The organism is Enterobacter quasihormaechei, assembly GCF_004331385.1.
In the GTDB taxonomy this organism is placed as follows: Bacteria; Pseudomonadota; Gammaproteobacteria; order Enterobacterales; family Enterobacteriaceae; genus Enterobacter; species Enterobacter quasihormaechei.
The window spans coordinates 334,024-355,705 of record NZ_SJON01000002.1 but is presented as its reverse complement, the minus strand read 5'-3'; the positions used below and the strand labels follow the sequence as shown (position 1 = coordinate 355,705).

The 21,682-nt window shown below is 56.6% G+C and carries 20 protein-coding genes; 7 read left to right on the top strand and 13 right to left on the bottom strand.

Going from position 1 to position 21,682, the window contains the following annotated elements; translation table 11 throughout:
• Positions 1-22 precede the first annotated feature (22 nt).
• Both dkgA and yqhD read right to left on the bottom strand, forming a co-directional pair.
• The gene (gene dkgA, locus E0L16_RS04335) at positions 23-850 is read right to left on the bottom strand and encodes a 2,5-didehydrogluconate reductase DkgA (RefSeq protein WP_063451183.1); all 828 of its coding nucleotides are present in this window, start codon (positions 848-850) and stop codon (positions 23-25) included.
• Positions 851-955: 105 nt separating this feature from the next.
• Positions 956-2,119, bottom strand: coding sequence for an alcohol dehydrogenase (gene yqhD / locus E0L16_RS04330; RefSeq protein WP_107533797.1), 1,164 nt, complete (start codon positions 2,117-2,119; stop codon positions 956-958).
• A 195-nt stretch (positions 2,120-2,314) separates the two neighbouring features.
• Between yqhD and E0L16_RS04325 the strand changes: the two genes are divergently transcribed.
• Complete coding sequence (locus tag E0L16_RS04325) at positions 2,315-3,214, top strand: AraC family transcriptional regulator (RefSeq protein ID WP_112793100.1); 900 nt, start codon at positions 2,315-2,317, stop codon at positions 3,212-3,214.
• Between the two features lie 45 nt (positions 3,215-3,259).
• On the opposite strand, the gene yghB is transcribed toward E0L16_RS04325, so the two are convergent.
• Both yghB and metC read right to left on the bottom strand, forming a co-directional pair.
• Positions 3,260-3,919 carry a DedA family general envelope maintenance protein YghB gene (gene yghB / locus E0L16_RS04320; protein WP_023323743.1) on the bottom strand — a complete coding sequence of 220 codons (660 nt, stop codon included), beginning with the start codon at positions 3,917-3,919 and terminating at the stop codon, positions 3,260-3,262.
• A 142-nt stretch (positions 3,920-4,061) separates the two neighbouring features.
• Entirely contained in the window at positions 4,062-5,249 is a 1,188-nt protein-coding gene (gene metC, locus E0L16_RS04315) for a cystathionine beta-lyase (protein ID WP_063867770.1), read from the bottom strand.
• Positions 5,250-5,499: 250 nt separating this feature from the next.
• On the opposite strand from metC, the gene exbB reads away from it, so the two are divergent.
• Both exbB and exbD read left to right on the top strand, forming a co-directional pair.
• Entirely contained in the window at positions 5,500-6,231 is a 732-nt protein-coding gene (gene exbB, locus E0L16_RS04310; RefSeq protein ID WP_063451187.1) for a tol-pal system-associated acyl-CoA thioesterase, read from the top strand.
• Between the two features lie 4 nt (positions 6,232-6,235).
• Complete coding sequence (gene exbD / locus E0L16_RS04305; protein WP_001251472.1) at positions 6,236-6,661, top strand: TonB system transport protein ExbD; 426 nt, start codon at positions 6,236-6,238, stop codon at positions 6,659-6,661.
• A gap of 91 nt (positions 6,662-6,752) precedes the next feature.
• Here exbD and E0L16_RS04300 read toward each other — a convergent pair whose 3' ends face one another.
• Positions 6,753-7,181 (bottom strand): cytoplasmic protein, encoded by a 429-nt coding sequence (locus E0L16_RS04300; RefSeq protein ID WP_112793099.1) that lies wholly within the window; start codon positions 7,179-7,181, stop codon positions 6,753-6,755.
• Position 7,182: 1 nt separating this feature from the next.
• Entirely contained in the window at positions 7,183-7,587 is a 405-nt protein-coding gene (locus tag E0L16_RS04295; protein WP_063867777.1) for a hypothetical protein, read from the bottom strand.
• Positions 7,588-7,689: 102 nt separating this feature from the next.
• Here E0L16_RS04295 and E0L16_RS04290 point away from each other — a divergent pair, with 102 nt between their 5' ends.
• Together E0L16_RS04290 and E0L16_RS04285 are read left to right on the top strand one after the other, a co-directional pair.
• Positions 7,690-8,193 carry an ESA_00282 family adhesion-associated protein gene (locus E0L16_RS04290; RefSeq protein WP_131636393.1) on the top strand — a complete coding sequence of 168 codons (504 nt, stop codon included), beginning with the start codon at positions 7,690-7,692 and terminating at the stop codon, positions 8,191-8,193.
• A 43-nt stretch (positions 8,194-8,236) separates the two neighbouring features.
• Positions 8,237-8,725 carry a TIGR00645 family protein gene (locus tag E0L16_RS04285; RefSeq protein ID WP_003862473.1) on the top strand — a complete coding sequence of 163 codons (489 nt, stop codon included), beginning with the start codon at positions 8,237-8,239 and terminating at the stop codon, positions 8,723-8,725.
• Positions 8,726-8,792: 67 nt separating this feature from the next.
• Here E0L16_RS04285 and E0L16_RS04280 read toward each other — a convergent pair whose 3' ends face one another.
• The gene (locus tag E0L16_RS04280) at positions 8,793-9,833 is read right to left on the bottom strand and encodes an aldo/keto reductase (protein ID WP_131636392.1); all 1,041 of its coding nucleotides are present in this window, start codon (positions 9,831-9,833) and stop codon (positions 8,793-8,795) included.
• A gap of 331 nt (positions 9,834-10,164) precedes the next feature.
• Between E0L16_RS04280 and E0L16_RS04275 the strand changes: the two genes are divergently transcribed.
• Positions 10,165-11,712, top strand: a complete 1,548-nt coding sequence (locus E0L16_RS04275; protein ID WP_131636391.1) for a methyl-accepting chemotaxis protein — start codon at positions 10,165-10,167, stop codon at positions 11,710-11,712.
• A 2-nt stretch (positions 11,713-11,714) separates the two neighbouring features.
• On the opposite strand, the gene fucR is transcribed toward E0L16_RS04275, so the two are convergent.
• Both fucR and yghU read right to left on the bottom strand, forming a co-directional pair.
• Positions 11,715-12,449, bottom strand: a complete 735-nt coding sequence (gene fucR, locus E0L16_RS04270; RefSeq protein WP_242672213.1) for an L-fucose operon activator — start codon at positions 12,447-12,449, stop codon at positions 11,715-11,717.
• 91 nt (positions 12,450-12,540) lie between these two features.
• A complete protein-coding gene (yghU, locus tag E0L16_RS04265; protein WP_131636389.1) occupies positions 12,541-13,407 on the bottom strand; it encodes a glutathione-dependent disulfide-bond oxidoreductase in 867 nt (288 codons plus the stop codon).
• Positions 13,408-13,589: 182 nt separating this feature from the next.
• Between yghU and gss the strand changes: the two genes are divergently transcribed.
• Positions 13,590-15,452, top strand: coding sequence for a bifunctional glutathionylspermidine amidase/synthase (gss, locus tag E0L16_RS04260; protein WP_131636388.1), 1,863 nt, complete (start codon positions 13,590-13,592; stop codon positions 15,450-15,452).
• Between the two features lie 51 nt (positions 15,453-15,503).
• On the opposite strand, the gene pgaD is transcribed toward gss, so the two are convergent.
• The 4 genes from pgaD to pgaA are packed head-to-tail and all read right to left on the bottom strand — an operon-like array spanning position 15,504 to position 21,643.
• Complete coding sequence (gene pgaD / locus E0L16_RS04255) at positions 15,504-15,938, bottom strand: poly-beta-1,6-N-acetyl-D-glucosamine biosynthesis protein PgaD (protein WP_063451195.1); 435 nt, start codon at positions 15,936-15,938, stop codon at positions 15,504-15,506.
• Positions 15,935-17,266: a poly-beta-1,6-N-acetyl-D-glucosamine synthase gene (pgaC, locus tag E0L16_RS04250; RefSeq protein WP_131636387.1), complete on the bottom strand. Its 1,332-nt coding sequence runs from the start codon at positions 17,264-17,266 to the stop codon at positions 15,935-15,937. Before pgaC ends, pgaD begins: the two co-directional genes overlap by 4 nt.
• Positions 17,259-19,196, bottom strand: a complete 1,938-nt coding sequence (gene pgaB, locus E0L16_RS04245) for a poly-beta-1,6-N-acetyl-D-glucosamine N-deacetylase PgaB (RefSeq protein WP_131636386.1) — start codon at positions 19,194-19,196, stop codon at positions 17,259-17,261. Before pgaB ends, pgaC begins: the two co-directional genes overlap by 8 nt.
• Positions 19,197-19,204: 8 nt before the next feature.
• Positions 19,205-21,643 carry a poly-beta-1,6 N-acetyl-D-glucosamine export porin PgaA gene (gene pgaA, locus E0L16_RS04240; RefSeq protein ID WP_131636385.1) on the bottom strand — a complete coding sequence of 813 codons (2,439 nt, stop codon included), beginning with the start codon at positions 21,641-21,643 and terminating at the stop codon, positions 19,205-19,207.
• Positions 21,644-21,682 lie beyond the last annotated feature (39 nt).

The following is a 21,682-nucleotide window of genomic DNA, read 5'->3' as shown; positions in this document are numbered from 1 at the left end:
CCCGGCAAGCCGGGGTTTTTTATTAACCGCCGAACTGATCCGGATCCGGCCCAAGGCGCTTACCCTGATCCAGCTTCGCAATCTCACCCAGTTCGTCTTTATCCAGGCGGAAATCCCAGACGTCGAAGTTCTCGGCGATACGCGACGGCGTGACCGATTTCGGGATCACCACCAGACCGCTGTCCAGATGCCAGCGGATGACAATCTGCGCCGGCGTTTTGCCGTACTTATCCGCCAGCTCGCGGATAATTTTCTGGTCAAACACCCCTTCGCCACCCTGAGCCAGCGGGCTCCAGGATTCGGTCTGGATCTTGTGCGTGGCGTTCCACGAATGAAGCTGGCGCTGCTGCATCAGCGGGTGCAGCTCAATCTGGTTAATTACCGGCGCGACGCCCGTTTCATCAATCAGGCGTTGCAGGTGATGAACCTGGAAATTACAGACGCCGATGCTTTTAATCAGCCCCTCTTTTTGCAGGTCAATCATCCCCTTCCAGGCATCAACGTAATGATCGATAGCCGGAACCGGCCAGTGCATCAGATAGAGATCGACAAAATCGAGCTGGAGTTTCTCCAGGCTCTCCTGCAACGCTTCGCGGGGACGCTTTTGATCGTCGTTCCACAGCTTGGTGGTGATGAATAACTCATCGCGGGGAACGCCAGCGCTGGCAAGCGCGGTCCCCACGCCGTCCTCGTTTTTATAGGCGGCGGCAGTATCGATGGACCGATAGCCGACTTCCAGGGCTTTATGAATGGCGGAGACGACCTCGTCGTTACCGGCTTTCCATACACCTAGCCCCAGTTGGGGCATCACGTTGCCGTCCTGTAGCTTGATTACGGTTTGGTTTGCCATTTTTCCTCCTTCAGGTGCTCATCGCCGGAGGGAACCTCCGACGATGTGATGTGCATTAAGTCTGGACGAAATGTCAAAAAACGAAAGTCAGGATCCTAAAAACGCTTAGCGTGCCGCTTCGTAAATGCGACGGCTGACGTCCAGGGTGATGTCGCCATGCTCGCCGATCTGCGTCATGCCGTGTGCTTCCAGTTTCGCCAGCAGGGCAGGGATGGAGCTGCCGTCCAGGCCGTAGTCAGAAAGACGCGTTGGCACACCCAGGCTTTCAAAGAACTGACGGGTGGCTGCAATTGCGGCATCAATACGCGCATCGTCGGAACCCTCGGTGATGTTCCACACGCGTTCGGCGTACTGGAGCAGCTTGGCGCGTTTAACGTCACGTTTTTCATTCCACAGCGCAGGCAGAACCACCGCCAGCGTCTGGGCGTGATCCAGGCCGTGCATCGCCGTCAGCTCGTGGCCGAGCATATGGGTAGCCCAGTCCTGCGGCACGCCTGCACCGATCAGGCCGTTCAGCGCCTGGGTGGCGGCCCACATGACGTTGGCACGCACGTCGTAGTTTTCAGGCTCTTTCAGCGCTTTCGGACCTTCCTCAATCAGCGTCAGCAGAATGCCTTCCGCAAAGCGATCCTGAATTTTGGCATTAACAGGATAAGTCACGTACTGCTCAACGGTGTGAACAAAGGCATCGACCACGCCGTTCGCCACCTGACGTGCAGGCAGGGTATAGGTGTAAACCGGATCGAGGATCGCGAAAACGGGCTGAACGTGTTCGTTCATAAAGGCCTGTTTGTCACCGGTGGTTTTACGGGAGATGACCGCGCCTTTGTTGGATTCAGAGCCGGTGGCCGGCAGCGTCAACACGGAGCCCATCGGGATGGCACTGCTAATGTCGCTGCCGCCCGTTTCCAGAATATGCCACGGGTCGATGCCGTCAGCGTAATGCGCTGCCGCCGCGATGAATTTGGTGCCGTCCAGCACGGAGCCGCCGCCCACCGCCAGCAGGAAAGTGATCTGCTCCTCGCGGGCGATTTTCACCGCGTTCATCAGCGTTTCATAAGACGGGTTAGGCTCGATCCCGCCGAACTCGCGCACGTCCAGTCCTTCCAGCGCGCTGTAAACCTGATCCAGTACGCCGGTTTTTTTCACGCTGCCGCCGCCGTAGGTAATCAGGACGCGGGCGTCCGTCGGGATTTGTGCACGCAGGTCAGCGATAGCGTCTTTACCAAACAGAATGCGGGTTGGGGTGTGAAGGTTAAAGTTGTTCATGGCTTGTTCCCTGTAGTGGGTAAAAAATCGTGGTGGCGCAGAAGGCAACCTGATGCTGCACATTGTGGCGGGCAGGCGCTATCCTCTCAATGCACATTCCTGCCGATGTCTTGCCCATTTCTACAGCGCGCTGGAGAAACGGTAAGAAAATGCGCACACTGTTAACGTCGGAAACCGTACCCGGAGTAACTGAAAATGAACCGTGATGCCATCTGCCATCAGCTAACGTCGCAGATTAAGAGACTGACAGATAATGGAAATAATGTGTCCGGGCTATTGCCGGATATTCGGCTGCTCTACGGAACCCAGCCCGGTACACGCACCCCGGTAATGTATCAGCCCGGCATCGTTTTTCTCTTTTCTGGCCATAAGATTGGCTATATCAACGAGCGCGTTTTCCGTTACGATCCCAATGAATATCTGCTTCTGACAGTACCTTTACCCTTCGAATGTGAAACCTTCGCGACAGAGGATGTGCCCCTGGCCGGGATCCGCGTCAACGTCGATATCCTCCAGTTGCAGGAGCTGCTGATGGAGATTGGGGAGGACGAACTGTTCCGGCCGTCGATGGCGGCAAGCGGTATTAACTCCGCGACCTTAACGGATGAAATTCTTTGCGCGATCGAACGCCTGTTAGATGTGATGGAAAGGCCGCTGGACGCCCGTATTCTCGGAAAGCAGATTATCCGCGAAATTCTTTATCACGTGCTGCTGGGGCCGGGCGGCGGGGCGCTGCTGGCGCTGGTAAGCCGGCAAACGCACTTCAGCCTGATTAGCCGCGTGCTGAAGCGCATTGAGAGCCAGTACACCGAAAACCTTAGCGTTGACCAGCTGGCGGCAGAAGCCAATATGAGCGTCTCGGCGTTTCACCATAACTTTAAATCCGTCACCAGCACGTCGCCGTTGCAGTACCTCAAAACCTACCGTCTGCACAAGGCGCGGATGCTGATGATCCACGATGGCATGAAGGCCAGCGCGGCGGCGATGCGGGTTGGATATGAAAGCGCGTCGCAATTTAGTCGGGAGTTTAAGCGTTACTTCGGCGTTACGCCGGGGGAAGATGCGTCGCGCATCCGAACCATGCAGGGAGCCTGAGGAGAAACGTAGGCCGGGTAAGCGGTAGCGCCACCCGGCTTTTGTTTATGCACTGCAATACTTTTTCTTAATCACCACCGCAATAGTACCCACCAGCCCAGCAACCAGCAGGAAGATCGGCAGCACCATCAGGAACGTCATCACCTGGTCTTCATGGCGCTTAACAAAGGGGATCATATTCAGCGCGTAGCCGAGCGTGGTGACCACGCCCACCCAGAGCAGGGCGCTCAGCCAGTTGAAGAACTGGAAGCGGCGGTTAGACAGGCCTGAAATCCCCGCCATGGTCGGCAGCAGGGTACGCACAAACGCCAGAAAACGCCCGGCGAGCAGCGCCAGCAGGCCGTGGCGGTCAAACATGCAGGTCGCACGCTGGTGGTATTTATGCGGCAGCTGCGCCAGCCAGCCCTTCACCACGCGGGTGTTTCCAAGCCAGCGTCCCTGCAAATAGCTCAGCCAGCAGCCGAGGCTGGCCGCAGAGGTGAGGATCACCATTGTCGGTGCGAAGTCCATCACGCCCTTGCCGATTAACGCTCCTGCGAGCAGAAGCAGGCTGTCTCCGGGTAAAAATGAGGCTGGCAGTAGTCCATTTTCCAGAAACAGCGTCGCGAACATCACGAAATAGACAATCCCGACGACATGCGGGTCCGCCAGCGCGGCAAAATCGTGTTGCCAGAGCGCCGTGATGATATTTTGAATAACAGCCATGGACTTTCCTGTGGAACAGCAGATATAACGCTATTGTACTCCCAAATTTGCCTGTCGGGGTTGATCGCAGGCGCATCTCATACAGACTTTTCCGCTTGCGGTGTTCAGAATGGCTTCCGGGGAGTACATTTCAGCCAGCACTTTACACGATGCGCTCAAACCCTGCCGATAAATCCGCAATTAAATCGTCCACATTTTCCAGCCCGATATGCAGGCGGATTAAGGTCCCCTCAAAGTCCACCTCGCCGCCCGGGCGCAGGGCTGCAATCTGCTCCGGCTGGTTAGGCAGGATCAGCGATTCAAATCCACCCCAGGAATAGGCCATGCTGAAGAGGGTAAAGTGATCCAGATAGCGCGCCAGCTCGGCGTCATTCAGGCGCTTTTTAAGAACAAATGAGAACAGCCCGCTGCTGCCCGTAAAGTCACGTTGCCAGTATTCGTGGCCTTTGCTGCCCGGCAGCGCCGGATGGTTAACGCGCTCCACCTGCGGATGCAGCGCCAGCCACTGGGCAATTTGCAGGCTGCTTTCGTGGTGCTGACGCAGACGCACGCCGAGCGTACGGATGCCCCGGCTGGTCATGTAGGCGGTATCGGCATCCACCATCTGACCCATCAGGTAGGCGTTTTCACGCAGTTGATCCCAGCAGCGGGCGTTAGCTACCGCCGTACCGATCATGCCGTCGGAATGGCCAATCAGATATTTGGTCGCCGCCTGTATGGAGATATCAATATCAAAGTCCAGCGCTTTAAACAGCACGCCTGCCGCCCAGGTATTGTCGATCATGATAATCGCTTCCGGCGCGATACTGCGCACCGCGTTCACGATGGCCGGGACGTCATGCACTTCCATGGTGATGGAGCCGGGAGATTCCAGGAACACCACGCGCGTGTTGGGCTGAACAAGCCCGGCAATGCCTGACCCAATCAGCGGATCGAACCAGCTGGTGGTGACGCCGAGCTTGCTGAGAATTTTGGTGCAGAAGTCCTGGCTTGGCTCGTAGGCGGTATTGGTCATCAGGACGTGGTCGCCCTGTTCCACAAACGCCAGAATGGTATTGGCGACCGCCGCCGCGCCGCACGGGAACAGCGCGCAGCCCGCGCCGCCCTCCAGTTCGCACATGGCTTCCTGCAACGAGAAATGGGTTAACGTGCCGCGACGACCGTAAAACAGCCCGCCCTTCGCGCGATTACGCGTGGCGATTTTTTTATCCTCGACGGTATCAAACACCAGCGAGGAGGCGCGCTGGATCACGCTGTTGACGGAGCCCTGGGTGTATTTCTTACTGCGTCCTGCCTGCACCAGCGTGGTCTCAAGCTGCTTTTTAGTCATGTTCGCTAACCCTATTTTTATACGTCTGGACGTCCAGACTACCATGATTGTCAGAATGTGCATCCGGATGCTTATCGAATAAGCAGAAAATATTATTAAAAATACGCATAAAAAATTTTTACTGCGTAAGCGCAAGGAAAGTGAGCGAAAATTACGGCACTATGTAAATACTAATGAGAACTACTATCAATTCGACGACGTTTTGATATTATTACGTTCAGATTTGTGATTTGCGTCCTGGAGATACAGAGTGGGTAATAATTTGATGCAGACGGATCTCTCCGTTTGGGGCATGTACCATCATGCTGACATCGTAGTTAAGATTGTGATGATCGGCCTGATTCTGGCGTCCGTGATCACCTGGGCTATCTTCTTCAGCAAGAGCGCCGAACTTCTTTCACAAAAACGTCGCCTCAAGCGTGAGCAGAAGCAGCTGGCAGAAGCCCGCTCTCTGGATCAGGCTTCTGATATCACCTCATCCTTCCATGCGAAAAGCCTGACCACCCTGTTAGTGAATGAAGCTCAGAACGAGCTGGAACTCTCCGCAGGCAGTGAAGATAACGAAGGCATTAAAGAGCGTACCGGGTTCCGTCTGGAGCGTCGCGTTGCAGCCGTAGGCCGTCATATGGGCCGCGGTAACGGCTACCTGGCGACTATCGGCGCCATCTCCCCGTTTGTCGGCCTGTTTGGTACCGTCTGGGGCATCATGAACAGCTTTATCGGTATCGCCCAGACGCAGACCACTAACCTTGCGGTCGTCGCGCCGGGTATCGCAGAAGCGCTGCTGGCAACGGCTATTGGTCTGGTTGCCGCTATCCCGGCGGTGGTTATCTATAACATCTTTGCACGCATGATTGGCAGTTACAAAGCCACGCTGGGCGACGTTGCCGCGCAGGTTCTGCTGCTGCAAAGCCGCGACCTGGACCTGAACGCCAGCGCCGTTAAGCCGGTGCATGCGGCCTCCAAACTGCGCGTAGGTTGATTCTATGGCAATGCGTCTTAATGAAAATCTGGACGATAACGGTGAAATGCATGAAATCAACGTGACGCCGTTTATCGACGTCATGCTGGTTCTGCTGATTATCTTTATGGTTGCCGCGCCGCTGGCGACGGTGGACGTGAAGGTGAATCTGCCTGCGTCCTCCAGCCAGCCGCAGCCGCGTCCGGAAAAGCCTATCTACCTGTCGGTGAAGGCTGACAAATCCATGTTCCTGGGCAACGACCCGGTGACGGATGCCTCGGTTATTCCGGCGCTGGACCAGCTGACCGGCGGCAAGAAAGACACCACCGTCTTCTTCCGCGCGGATAAAACCGTCGATTACGAAACCATGATGAAGGTAATGGACACGCTGCATCAGGCGGGTTACCTGAAGATTGGTCTGGTCGGCGAAGAGAAAGCGGCCGCGAAGTAAAACGAAGGCGAAGCCGCCTTCCGTGCCGGGTGGCGGCTTCGCCTTACCCGGCCCACAATCTCAGGCTAGCGCCGCCGGGCGAACCACGTTGTCAGCAGTCGGAAGATGTTGTTGACGCCTCTTCATCGAGCGCCACGCAGGTGACGTTTGATGTGCGATAGTTGCCTTCCGAGAGTTTACGGGTCAGGCGCAGGGTGGCGGTTTCGCGTGCCAGCAGGTACTGATAGCTCGCCTCCAGCCGCCCGAGGATCTTCTCCTTCAGCTCAGGGCGCTGTTCAATAATGGCGTTCATCACCGCGCCGTAAATTTCCTCTTTGACCTGCAAGGCATAAATCTCCCGGCGGTTCTGCCATTTCAGGCGCACCAGCGTGGCCGGAATTGAAATTAAATCCTGCGTAATTCGCGTCATCTCGTCATTTTTTATCTTTTTGAGGGCGTCGAGATTTTGCTTTAAGATAAATTCATCGCTTTTCTTATCATCTAAAGTCAAATAAACGTTATTACCGGTATCATTATTCACGTTAATCTTCCCCCAACTGATAAAAAATGGGATTGTTTTTTTCACGCGTAATTAAATTAAGCCAAATTTCATTGCCCGCTTCATTTATTTGCTGCGTTTTCTCGGCCATTATTTGACTTAAAGTCTGGGCATCTATTTCCCCTTCGGCCTGTAAATCATTCAGCAGATGAACCAGAGCTTCAATCTTGATGGCCCGAAATAAACGTTCTTTTAAATGGCGATCGTGCTCTTCCAGCACCATATTACGAGATTTGCCGGTGCGCGAAACACCAATTAATATGTCGGCTTCGTAGTCGGAGAGTTTTCTTTTTCCTTGAGTGAAATTCGCCTCTTTATCTGCTTCCGTCGAAGGCTGTTCCACAGGCGTAATGTGGTACTTTGCCGGGACAATATTGTCGGGCAGCATTTTAATTTCCTTTAATTTCAAAAGGGTGGGGTTGGAAAAAGGGTGAGATTCGTTGACAATAACATGAGGCAATTTTAAAATCAAAAAAAATGGAGCCTACCCATGAACAGCATTTTCTTTACGGTCATAACGTTACTATTACTGACCGCTGGCGTGCTTTTATTGATGCAAGAGTTCAATAAAACGAAAGTGTCAAAAGACGTCAGTGAACCGCCGCAGCCTGAATTGATGTCCAAAGAGGAGGGGGAAGATCATTTCTCCGTATTGATGAACGCCGTAACGCCGGTGTGGTACTGGCGGGTGAATCACGAATATATCGATTTTCTTCATGCGACAATTAAGCGGATGAAAATGTCCGACATTAATGACACGCCCGGCCTGTTCGATGCGCAGCGCCGCTGTAGCGACCTTAATTCCGCCGTCTATAAATATTATGACAATATCAAAAAGCGCTGTCTGAATGGTGAGAAGGTGTCGTACTCCGATTTGGACGTATTAAATTTGCGCCAGTGTTTTCGCGAGTTTAGCCTCGAAGCCTACCCGGAACTGGTTGCGCTGGTCTGGCCGGAGTATGCGCGCCCGGATGTAGATCCCAACGATGTGTAGTTGAGATATACTGAGCGCTGGTTTCGTTTGCAGACAGGATTTTATGGAACGCTTTTTTGAAAACGCAATGTATGCCTCTCGCTGGCTGCTCGCACCCGTCTATTTTGGTCTTTCCCTGGCGCTGGTCGCTCTGACGATCAAGTTCTTCCAGGAGATTTTCCACGTCCTGCCAAACATTTTCTCCGTGGCAGAAGCCGACTTGATTCTGGTTCTGCTGTCGCTGGTGGATATGACGCTGGTGGGGGGATTACTGGTGATGGTGATGTTCTCCGGTTATGAGAATTTCGTCTCTCAGCTTGATATCGCCGAGCATAAAGAAAAGCTCAGCTGGCTGGGGAAAATGGACGCCTCCTCGCTGAAAAATAAAGTCGCGGCGTCAATTGTGGCGATTTCGTCTATTCACCTGTTACGCGTTTTTATGGACGCGAAGAACGTCCCGGACAATAAGCTGATGTGGTATGTCATTATCCACCTGACGTTTGTGCTGTCGGCGTTTGTGATGGGGTATCTGGATAAGATCAGTAAGAAATAAATTCACCGCGCCCCTCACCCTAACCCTCTTCCTGTGGGAGAGGGCCGGGGTGAGGGCAGCAGGCGCGCTATTTATCCGACGACGCCTGCCACAAATTCAGTTCACCGTCCGTCACGTGCTGGTCAATGCGCGTCAGTTCATCTTCGGTAAAGCGCAGGTTATTCAGCGCCTGCACGTTCTCTTCCAGCTGCTCCGGGCGGCTCGCACCAATGAGCACCGACGTTACGCGCGCGTCTTTCAACAGCCAGCTTAGCGCCATCTGCGCCATCGTCTGCCCGCGCGCGTGCGCCATTTCATTCAGCAGACGAAGGCTACTCAGGTTAGCTTCCGTCAGCATGTTCTCCGTCAGGCCGCGCACTTTCTTCCCTTCCCGCTGCATGCGTGAACCGTCCGGAATACCATTCAGGTATTTACCGGTCAGCAGGCCCTGCGCCAGCGGGGTAAAGGCGATACAGCCCGTTCCGTTTTTCTCCAGCGCGTCCAGCAGGCCAGTTTTGTCGACCCAGCGGTTAAGCAGGTTGTAAGACGGCTGGTGGATCAAAAGCGGGATCTTCCACTCGCGCAGCAGTTCGGCCATCGCCGTCGTGCGTTCCGTGGAGTAAGACGAAATGCCGACATACAGCGCTTTTCCGCTCTGCACCGCGTGTGCCAGCGCGGCGGCGGTCTCTTCCATCGGCGTGTGTTCGTCAACGCGGTGAGAATAGAAAATATCCACATACTCCACGCCTATGCGTTTCAGGCTCTGGTCGAGGCTGGCGAGCAGATATTTACGTGAACCGCCCGAACCGTACGGCCCTGGCCACATGTCGTAGCCCGCTTTGGTGGAGATAATCAGCTCGTCGCGATAACCGGCAAAATCTTCCCGCAGCAGGCGGCCAAAATTCTCTTCAGCGCTGCCCGCAGGAGGGCCGTAGTTATTGGCAAGGTCAAAATGGGTAATGCCGAGATCGAAGGCTTTACGCAGCAGCGTACGCTGGGAATCGAGCGCCTGAACGTGACCGAAGCTGTGCCACAGGCCCAGCGACAGCGCCGGTAAGCGCAGGCCACTTTTGCCGCAGTATCGGTACTGCATATTTTCGTATCGGCCGGAGTAAGGGTGCCAGGACATGATGTCTCCTTTCTTATCGGTGAATTTTCGAAACAGCGTTTTTATTCTAAGCCTATCAAATCATAAATCGTGGAGATAAGCGACGACGCGCCTGACTAGCAAGAATTTTCCGCACGAGCTGAATGATTACGATGACTATTATGCCCACGCTATGACCAGCCCGAAGCCGAGCTGGCTGATCGAGAACGTTAAGCTGGTTTAAAAAGCATCTGGAATAATAAGCACTGCTTAAATAAATCATCACAAGGGGTTATCTTTTCCCCTGTCCCTGCCGATAACGAGGATAGCACTCGCCTCTGGGCGAATTCACCCTCACGGCAAGGAACACTCAATGAACATGCTTCGTAATTTCACCATCCGTTTCGTCATGCTGACGATACTGGGGATCTTTTGTGTCATGTGGGCGGGCGTAGGGCTTTACAGCACCTGGTCTCTGTCCCGCGTTTCTGATGGTAACGACGTTGACCGTCAGCTGGTCCGGCAAATGACGGTATTGAGCCAGGGTAACGATCAGTATTTTCGTTTTGTCACCCGCCTGAGCCGCGCGATGGACGTTAAAGCGGCGGGCGGCACGCCGGACCTGGCTTCCGCCCAGCAGGCTCTGGATAACATGAGCAAAAAGCTGGCGGAGATGAAGGCCATCTCCCCGGGCCCGATGGATGAAACGGTCTCTGCGCAGGTCATTTCCACCTGGCAGGCGCTGCTCGATCGGGGCGTTACGCCGCAGATGGCGCAGGCGAAGCAGGCGACGCTCGAAGGCTATCGTCAGCAGGCCAACAACGTCACGCCGCCGCTGAGCCGCGCGTTTGGCGCCGCGGTTGAGAACTTTAACAATTCTGCGGTGACGGCGCTCGACAGTACGCGCGTGGTGGTCGACAGCCTCACCAGCATAACCCGGACGGTGATCGTTACCGCCACGATCGTCGGTTTGCTGATCCTGCTCTTCACCGACCGCTACCTGGTGGCGCTGCTGGTGAAGCCGCTGGAACGCATCCGCCAGCAGTTCCGCCAGATTGCGCAGGGCGATCTCAGCCAGCCGATTCCGCCCATTGGCCGCAACTGCGTGGGCCAGCTGGTGCCGCTGCTGAGCGCCATGCAGGACAGCCTGCGTGAGGCGGTTAGCACCATCCGTTCCGGCAGCGAGAATATCTGGCGCGGGGCAACGGAGATCTCCAGCGGGAATAACGATCTCTCTTCGCGTACCGAAGAGCAGGCCGCTGCGCTGGAAGAGACGGCGGCGAGCATGGAGCAGCTTACCGCAACGGTGAAGCTGAACGCCGAAAGCGCACGCCAGGCCAGCCAGCTGGCGGACATTGCCTCCGGCACGGCCAGCCGCGGCGGTTCGCTGGTCGACGAGGTCGTCACCACCATGAGCGGCATCTCAGCCAGCTCGAAGAAGATTGCTGAAATCACCTCCGTGATTAACAGTATCGCCTTCCAGACCAACATTCTGGCGCTTAACGCCGCGGTCGAGGCGGCCCGGGCAGGGGAGCAGGGGCGTGGCTTTGCGGTCGTTGCGGGTGAGGTGCGTAATCTGGCCAGCCGCAGCGCGAACGCGGCAAAGGAGATCGAAGGGCTGATTGCAGATTCCGTTTCCCGCGTGGCGCAGGGGGCGCAGCTGGTGAACGATACCGGCACGACGATGGAAGCCATCCTGCGGGACGTGAAGGAGGTGACCGTCATTATGAAGCAGATCGCCACCGCGTCAGAGGAGCAGAGTAAAGGCATTTCGCAGGTGGGCGTGGCCATCACCCAGATGGACGGCGTGACCCAGCAGAACGCCTCGCTGGTGGAGCAGGTTTCCGCCGCCGCCGCCGCACTGGAGCGGCAGACTGAAGAGCTCCAGCGCTCAGTGCAGAAGTTCCGTCTCTCCGCGTAACATCATCGCGTCAGGCCGTCACTGGCGGCCTGACGTTTATCGCTCTGAATAATCTGTGTCACCTGCGACAGCTGGCCGATTTTCACTTCGCTTGCCCGCATAAATTTACTTTTGTCGATCAGCAGCAGCGACTGGCTGGCGCGGCTTAACAGCAGCGCCTTAAAGCCCGCGTTGTGCTCGGACGGATCCCAAAGGACGCCATGCTCATCGACCCCTTCACACGAGAAGATAAACAGATCGATCTCCAGCCCTTTTAGCTGCGTCACCAGCGCCGGATTTACATAGCAGCGATACTTACGCTCAAGCGTTCCGCCGGAACAGATAAGCGTGATCCGCTCGCGCTTCGCCATCTCGTGGCAGATAGGCAGGCTATTGGTAAACACGGTGAGTTCGATATCCGGAAGCTGGCGCGCCAGATGAAAGCAGGTCGAACTGGCATCAAGGGCAATGGTCATCCCTTCGCTGATCCAGCCTAGCGCGTGGCGGGCAATATCGGCTTTGTCGGCATAATGGCTTTTCAGCCGTGCGCCAAAGGGTTCACCGCTGTCGCGGCTATCGGGATGAATCAGACGCGCCCGTCCGTGCTGACGCAGGAGCTTCCCCTGCTGCTGCAACGACTTCAAATCCCGGCGGATTGTCTCTTTACTGACGGAGAGTTTCTCAGCCAGTACATCGGTAGTCAGCCAGTCGCTTTTACTCAGCAAAGCGATAAGGCGCTGCTGTCGGGTTGCTTTCAGCGTCTGGTCTGACATACGAGGTTCCTTGCGCACGCGTGCTGACTCACTTTTCTCATCGCAGAAGAAGGGCGGCGAACCGCCCGGTCATCCGTCAGGCCTGACGTTTATCTTCCGTCTGGGTATCGAAGTCGCTCGCTGAATGGCGCTCATGCAACTGCTCGCTCAGCTCGCCGTTGGTGCGGTTAACGATGCGCCCGCGTTTAACCCCCGGGCGATTCGCCACATCTTTTGCCCAGCGCTGCACGTTGGTGTACTTCCCGGCGTCGAGGAACTCGGCGGCATTGTAAACGCTGCCCAGCGCCACGCAGCCAAACCACGGCCAGATCGCCATATCGGCGATGGTGTACTCTTCGCCTGCCACGTAGCGGCCGCGCGCCAGCTGTTTGTCCAGCACGTCGAACAGGCGTTTAGCTTCCATGGTGAAGCGATCGATAGCGTACTCAATCTTCACCGGCGCGTAGTTGTAGAAGTGGCCGAAACCGCCGCCGAGGAACGGGGCCGCGCCCTGTAACCAGAACAGCCAGTTCAGGGTTTCCGTTCGTCCTGCCGGATCTTTTGGCAGGAAGTGACCAAACTTTTCGGCCAGATAGAGCAGGATATTGCCGGATTCAAAAACGCGCGTCGGCGGGGTGGTGGAGTGGTCACGCAGCGCCGGGATCTTCGAGTTCGGGTTCACGTCGACAAACCCGCTGGAGAACTGATCGCCCTCACCGATGCGGATTAGCCATGCGTCGTATTCCGCGCCCGTTACACCCAGCGCCAGCAGCTCCTCCAGCATGATGGTAACTTTCTGTCCATTCGGCGTACCCAGAGAGTACAGCTGGAGCGGGTGCGCGCCCACGGGGAGCTCTTTCTCGTGCGTGGTGCCCGAGACGGGACGGTTGATATTGGCGAACGCGCCGCCGTTATTCTGTTTCCATTCCCACACTTTCGGTGGCTGATAGGTATTTTCGGACATGTTGGCCTGCCTTTTTGGTGTTGTGTTGAGGCAGTGTAGCAGGAGATATAGGAACCGTTTAACGATGCGAGCGTAATGGTCAGGGCGGGTGTATGATAACGCCACCTCTGTCAGTTAATTACAACGTGCAGACGACGACAACCCCACAAAAAATTGCCGCCTGCCTGTTTTAGGTTGGACACATGCGTAAAGGAACGTTAAGCAGTGACGCACCCTTCGGGACGTTATTAGGTTATGCGCCGGGTGGCGTGGCGATTTACTCTTCAAATTATGGCAGTCTCGATCTGCGCCACTACCCGGAAGACGCGGAGTTCCGCAGCTATATCGGCAACGAATACATGGGCCATAAATGGCAGTGCGTTGAGTTTGCGCGCCGCTTCCTGTTTCTCAACCACGGGTTTGTCTTTACCGACGTCGGGATGGCGTGGGAGATCTTCTCTCTGCGTTTTTTACGCCAGGTGGTGAACGACAACATTCTGCCGTTACAGGCCTTTGCCAATGGCTCGAAGCGCGCGCCGCAGGCCGGGGCTCTGCTTATCTGGCAAAAGGGCGGTGAGTTTCAGGAGACCGGACACGTGGCCGTCATCACCCAGCTGCTGGACGACAGGGTGCGCATTGCGGAGCAGAACGTGATCCATACTCCGTTGCCGCTGGGGCAGCAGTGGACGCGCGAGCTGCGTCTGAGCGTTGAAAACGGCTGCTATACGCTTCATGACACGTTCAGCGATACCGAGATCCTCGGCTGGATGATCCAGACGGAGGAGACTGAACATAGCATTCCTCAGCCGGAGATCGACGGTGAGCTGCTGAAAATCAGCGGCGCGCGGCTGAAGAACAGCCGTCAGTTTGACGGGAAATGGCTCAATGAAAACGACGCCCTGCAACAGGCGTACGTTCGCGCCAACGGCCACGTTATCAACAAAGATCCCTGCCAGTACTTCACCATTACCGAAAGCGCCGAGCAGGAGCTGATCAAAGCCACCAACGAACTGCACCTGATGTACCTCCACGCCACCGACAAGGTGCTGAAAGACGACAATCTCCTCGCACTTTTCGACATCCCGAAAATCCTCTGGCCGCGCCTGCGCCTCTCCTGGCAGTGGCGTCGTCACCATATGATCACCGGTCGTATGGATTTCTGCATGGATGAGCGCGGCATTAAGGTTTACGAGTACAACGCGGATTCGGCCTCCTGCCATACCGAGGGCGGGCTCATTCTCGAAGAGTGGGTGAAAAACGGCTATCGCGGCACCGGCCACAATCCGGCGGAAGGCTTGCTGGAGGAGCTGACCGGCGCCTGGAAGCACAGCCACGCGCGGCCGTTCGTGCATATCATGCAGGACAACGATACTGAAGAGGATTACCACGCGCTCTTTATTCAGCGCTCGCTGATCCAGGCCGGGTTTGAAACCAAAATCCTCCATGGCCTGGGCGCGCTGAGCTGGGATGCCGCCGGGCAACTGATTGATGATGAAGGCCGTCACGTCAACTGCGTATGGAAAACCTGGGCGTGGGAAACGGCGATTGAGCAGATCCGCGAGGTGAGCGAAACCGAGTTCGCCGCCGTGCCTATCCGCACCGGACACCCGCAGGGTGAAGTACGCCTGATCGACGTCCTTCTGCGCCCGGAAGTGCTGGTCTTCGAACCGCTGTGGACGGTGATCCCCGGTAACAAGGCGATTCTGCCGGTGCTGTGGCAGCTGTTCCCGAACCACCGCTATCTGCTGGATACTGACTTCGAGGTGAACGGCCTGCTGAAGCAGACCGGTTACGCCGTTAAGCCTATTGCCGGGCGCTGCGGGAGCAACATCGACCTCATCAGCGCTCAGGATGAGTTGCTGGATAAATCCAGCGGCAAGTTTGTCGATCGTAAAAATATCTATCAGCAGCTGTGGTGCCTGCCGAAGGTTGACGGCAAATACATTCAGGTCTGCACCTTTACCGTGGGCGGGAACTATGGCGGAACCTGTCTGCGCGGGGATGACTCGCTGGTGGTGAAAAAAGAGAGCGATATTGAGCCGCTGATTGTGGTGAAGGATAAGTAATTCATACCCGCGACAAAAAGCCCCCGTCGGATAACCTGCGGGGGCTTTTTCTTACGCTTCTTCCTCGTCCTGCTGCTCGCTAATCTTGAGATCAATGATGCGGCCGATCTGGTCATGATAGACCGTCAGCAGGTTGTACTGGCTCATCTCCGAGATAAGCTGCGGTGAGACGTCAAAGCTTCTGGCAAGCTCGTCATGGTGCAAATAGCCCGCACGACGGCGTCTTACGTGGGTACGTCGACGATTGTACTGATACCATAAAATCAGCAGCCAGCCGTTGAGCACGGCGAGCAGCAAATAAATTAGCACCGTGTTAAAGGAAGCAATGATGTCTCCCCACCGGTACTCGCTCTCTTCAGTTAACTGCATCCACAGCCGGGCATACAGAAAAAACAGAAATCCTCCCCACGCCAGCAGCGTTAACGCGGTATCGAAAAGGCGTGGGAGTAGCCGGTGTTCAGTCAAAATTAAGGTATTTTCGTTCATTGAAGACGTCCTTTTCCCCGGTCCGGGCTGATCCAGCGTGCGCGTGCGCGCTGGCGCTTAAGCATAACTTTTGGAAATGCAACAAGGGTGGTAAACAGGCCAATCATCCAGTAGACCATCGGGAACCAAATCACCCAGAAAAGCGAGCTCGCCACTTTTCGCTCGTACCGCCGCTCGATGTACAGGCTGACAAGGAACTGCATCAGGCACATAACGCCCAGCAATAGCCCGGTAAACGCCGGTGGAAAGAGGGTTTCAACGTTCAGGTTGGCGGGCACCGGCGCGACATGGCTGATGAGGAATAACAGTACCGTCACCGCGTAAGCAAATGCCCACAGCGTTGACAGCGCGTACTCCATAAACAGGGGCCACATGCGATGGTGTTCCCAGCGCACTATTCTGCGAAGGTTGACCAGAAACACCTCCGCGCCGCCCTGCGCCCAGCGCAGACGCTGTTTCCACAGGCCTTTGAGGGTCTCCGGCATCAGGATCCAGCACAGCGCCCGCGGCTCGAAAAAGATATCCCAGTGGCGCAGCTGGAGCTTCCAGCTGATGTCGATGTCTTCCGTGATCATGTCCGGACTCCAGTACCCGACGTCCGCCAGCGCCTGGCGGCGAAAGGCGGCGATCACGCCCGAGACGGTAAAGACCCGGCCATAGATCCGCTGCGTCCGTTTGATAAGCCCAATGATGGATGAGAACTCGCCCACCTGAATACGGCCAATCAGCGTCGAGCGCGTGCGAATGCGCGGGTTCCCGGTGACGGCCCCAACGTGGGGATACTGGATCAGCGGCGCCACCAGATACGCCGCCGTGTCGCGGTCAAGCAGGGCGTCGCCGTCAATGCAGACCAGCAGATCGCCACGGGCCGCCGCTGCCCCGGCCTTGAGCGCAACGGCTTTCCCCTGGTTCTCCGCGAGGTTAATCACCCGCAGGCGCGGCTGCTCCAGCGCGAGCTGGTGCAGCTCCCGGGCGGTGTTGTCGGAAGATCCGTCGTTAATGGCGATAACTTCAATATTTTCATACCGCTGAGCCAGCGCTGCGCTGATGGTCTCTCTGGCATTCCTTTCCTCGTTGAAACAGGGAATAAGGATGGAAATTAACGGCTCACCGGCGAGCATCGGGGCTGGCGTTTCTTTGCCCCACGGCCAGCGTCGTTCGAGCTGAAACCAGAAGTAGAGACCGCCGGTTATCCACAATACGGACATGAACAGCGGCCAGAAGAACACAAAATCCAGGATCAGCTCGCCGGTAAACAGGGCGGCAACGCCTAATGGCAGCCCGAACACCAGACATAAAATAGAGAATGCGATAATGCGATCAGTCATTGTCAGGATACCAGTAGGAAGATAATTCAGGCCTGATGCGTGACATAGCAGGCTGGTTGTTAATGAAATCGTCGGGGTAGTAACCGTAATTTTTGACGCCGTTCAGCTGGAGCACGCGCATCCACTCCACCAGACGCTCGTCGGGAACGGGGCGTTGCGGTGTTTGCGACCAGTCTCTCGCCTGGAGTTCAAAAATGGTCTTATTGAGCGCGCCGGGCCGCGCGGCGACGGCTTTAACCAAACGCGTAAACCATGCATTGCTCTCCTCTACCGGGACGGACTCCATCAGGGGCATTGCCATCGGTACCGTCCAGTCATAGGCCGCCAGAAAATCATCAAGATTCTGCGCAAACCACGCTTCGCTTTCGGGTTGTAGAATGGGCAAGACGAACATATTCCGCGCAGTTTTAATTTGCGGACCACGAATGTCCTTTACCGCCTGGCTTAAGGCCTGGGTGAACCCAATAAGCAGCTGGCTCCTCTGGCGCGCGGTATCCTGCCCGGCATCGTCAACGTCCGTCAGCACCGCATCGTCATGGAACACAATCCCGTTGAAGCTGGCATGCCGGGCCAAATCTTCATAGATTTCCGTCACCTGCTGGCGAACCTGCGGGTTCCATGGCGAAAGCCTGATATAGGGATCGGTGGCCTCGTGCAATGCCCCTGTCTGACGATCCCGACGCTGAACGCGCGGCAGGGAAGGATCGAGATCGAACGAGAGCACCGGCATCCAGGCGAAGACCTTCACGCCCGCCCGGGTCTGGAGCTGCCAGGAGACAAAATTAAAGAGATCGGCCCGAACCGGAAGCCGGCGGTTGGGGAAATAGAGCGCTTTGATTTTGCCGTCGCCCTGCGGGTCGGCAAAGGCCTGGAGGAAAACATGGCTTATTTTCATGTCGTAGACCCGCTGGACCAGCTTGTTGATATTCTGGGCCTGCTGAGACGGGTCGGGATCGTAAACGTAGTCGAGATCGACGTGCATGACGCGCACGGGGTCGTGCTCCTGGATCTGGCTGACCGTACTGGCAAAGGTTTTGAGCGAGGGATTCCCGGCAATCAGCAGGCGGGGAATGCTGCTGAGATTGCCCACGTCGCCCAGTCCATCCTCCAGGGTAAAGGCCAGCCGGTAGCCCTCTTTTTTGGCAATAGACAGTGACGTGCCGTTGGCTGCTCCGTACGGCCAGACCCAGGCGCGCGGCGCTTTCCCGGTTACCCGGGTGATTTTATCCGTCACCTTGCGCACGTCATCGCCGATCCGCTGGCTGAACTGTGCGTCAGTTTCATAGCGTCCCGTCGCTTTATCATAAAAGCGGCTGGCGATGGCCGGTTCACGGCTGCCCTGTGGGTTGGCCGGAATGCCGTAATGTGAGGCCCAGGTATGCGCGCCGATTTCAACCAGCGGGGAGCGGCTTAACTCGCGAACCATGTCCCACGTCGCGAACCGATCGCGGGGCGTCATCAGACCGCCGAAGTTAACCTTTTGATTTGACGGCGTATCCACCCAGCTGCCCACCGGCGCCCACAGCGCAGGAACGTTCCATGCCTGAAGCAGCGGCCAGACGCGGGTATAAAAGCTGCTGTAGCCATCGTCAAAGCTGAGCAAAACGGCTTTCTGCGGCAGCGTTTTCTTTCCGTCATGGGCATCAAGAATGTCCTGCACGCTGATGGCGTGATAGCCGTTATGCAAAAGCCAGCTAATCTGCTCGTTTAACGCGCTGGTGCGAACGGAGAGGTAGCGCTGATCGGCTGCATCATCTTCAACGTCGTGATAGGCGAGCACCAGAAACTGGTTTTTCGGCCAGGGTTTGCTTGCCTCCTGCTGCGGCCTTTCTTTGGGCGCAATAAACGAGAGCGCCTGCGCGTAAACGCTCGCGCTGAGGCAGAGACAGGCGGTGAGTAACAGTCTCACTGAAAAACGTGTGTTCAGCATAGTCATCCTTAAAAGCGTAAAGTCGCATCAAACGAGACGGAGAGATTGCTTTCGCGTTTGCCGTCGTAAGGGCGTTTATCCCAGTTCAGCATCACCCCGGTATCCACGACGTTATTCCACTGAATGCGTTGCCCGTAACCCAGCAGGGTAATGGCGCCAGGTGACTGATTTTTCTGCCAGTATCTGCCGCCGCCGGCGACAATCTGCTGGCTCCAGAGGGTGTCGTAGTGGCGGTACATCTCATGGTCAACGGACAGGGCGGCCGTGACGGACAGATCCCGTGTCGGGTTGTAATAAAGCGTATCCCGCAGGCTGTTTTTACTGGCGGCGATCCCCGGTTCGAGATCCAGCGTCAGGGACGGGGTCTGCCAGAGGCGCTCTTTCCCCGTGAGGACATATTCCTGACGGCGGTTATGGTCTGAGAAGCGGCTGACGGCGGCGCTAAGCTGATACTCCCGGCGCTCGTTTTGATACCAGCGCACTCCGCCTTCGCCACGGTTCGCGCTTATGCCATTGCGTAGCGCCCGTAAGGGCGTGGTGCGGGACAACCGTTCGAGGCTACCGCTGAACTGCCAGCTGTCACTGAGGCTGTAAGTCGTTGAGAGCCGGGCACCCGGCTTGTTTTCACCGTGATAGCGGTTGCTGGAGATCTCGGCTTCGAGCGTCAGGTCGCGTGGCCGCCACTCAACGCCGCCCAACAGGTGGCGGCTGATGCCTTTGCCTTCGTCAAAATTGCCCTGTGCATAGCGGGCGCCAGCAAACAGCCGCCAGCTATCCGCCACGGGCGGGCCATAGAGCGTGGCGTCCCAGCTCATGTCGTGGGTACCGCTGACGGGGTTATCTGAGTGCAATCCTTTACCCGCGTTCAGACGCAGTTCAGACATATGGTGGACCGCTCTGAGCCGGTCCAGGCGGCGGGCGCTGCGATCGGTGGGGGCGCGAGACAGCACGTCCTCAGCCAGTAAATCCATCTGTCGCCACTCCTGAAGGTCCATTGCGACGTAAGCCTGCTGTTTTTCAAGCTCCAGATTCGACGGTTCAAGCGTCTCTGCTTGCTTAAGCTTTTGCTCGGCCGCGCGCGGCAGGCCCCGCGCCTGAAGCAGGGCGGCATAATCAATCTGTAACCCCTGATTGCCCGGTGCCGTTGACGCCAGACGATGCGCCAGCTTTTCGGCCTCCGGCAGGGCGTTGGTCGTCAGCAAATAGTTAAAGTTGAGTGACTGCCCGGTAAGCCACCGATCGTTTGGCTGGGCGGTGGGGGACCCGAAATCGTAGCGGGTCCAGGGAACGCTGCGGGTCTCGCGCTCAACGTAGCGGCGGGCGGCCTGATACTGCCCCGTATCCAGCCAGGCGTAGAAAAGCGCATGTTCCTCGTCCTGCGGATCGGAGGCGTATTGTGGATAGCGTTGCACAAGCGAGAAGGCGGCGACGGCGTTTTTCTCCTGCAAATATGCAGAGATCACCCAGCCTATGGCCCACTCCGGCACCGGATGCTGTGCGGCTGTCAGCGCCTGATATTCGCTAATGACCTGCCGGTAATCACTCTGCGCATACAGCGCACCAAGCCGATCAATACGGGCAAGGACGATGTCTTCAGCCGCCTGCGGGTCGTTTTGCCAGCGGGAAAGCAGGGCCTGGTAACGATCTAATGCGCTTTGTGCCAGCCGCAGGCGCTCTTTCTCCGTTCTGCCCGGCACATCCGCCAGGCGTACCCGTTCAGCCGCGGCGTTACGCTCAAGGCGGCGGCGCTCCGCAGGAGAGAGCGCCGCGTTTTGTGACAGCCAGAGTGCGGGCGTGCTTACCCGGTTATCCGTTAGCGCATCGATCGTCTCGCGAAGAAGGGCCTCATTCCCTGGCGCGGCGCTCAGCGCGCGCATGTCCGCCAGCAGCCGATCCCTGTTTTTTCCCTGGCGCATCCAGACATAGGAGAGCGTCTCAAGGTGCGCGGAAGAAGGCTCTTCCTTTACCAGTTGCCGGGCTTCCGATAGCGCGAGACGATCCATGCGGGCATCGGCCAGGGTCTTCACATAGCCGATGCGGTAATCGTCGTTATCCGGCGCAAGGCTGCGCGCCTCTTTCCACAGCGACAGGGCAGATGGCCAGGCCTTTTGGTTTCTCCTGGATTGCGCGACAGCAGCGATGGCGCGAGCGGGCAGCGGCATATAGATGCCATAACGCTGCCAGACCTGGATAACCTCATCATCGCGCCCTGCCCAGGAGGCAACCTGTAACCAGTCCGCAACCTGTTCGGGCGTTAAAGCATGTTGTTGCTCATAGCGCTGTAGATAATCAAGAAACTGAGCGTAATTACCGTTACGTGCCTGTTGAATCTGATGCGCATAAGCGGATTCATCAGCCTGAACCAGAACAGGAAAGAGTAAAGGCAGGAGTAATAATATTGTGGTGCGATAAAAGAATAACGTAGTGAAGCGAAGCGATCTTTCCATATCTATTTGCCATTTGTTTATCATGAATCCATTGCATAA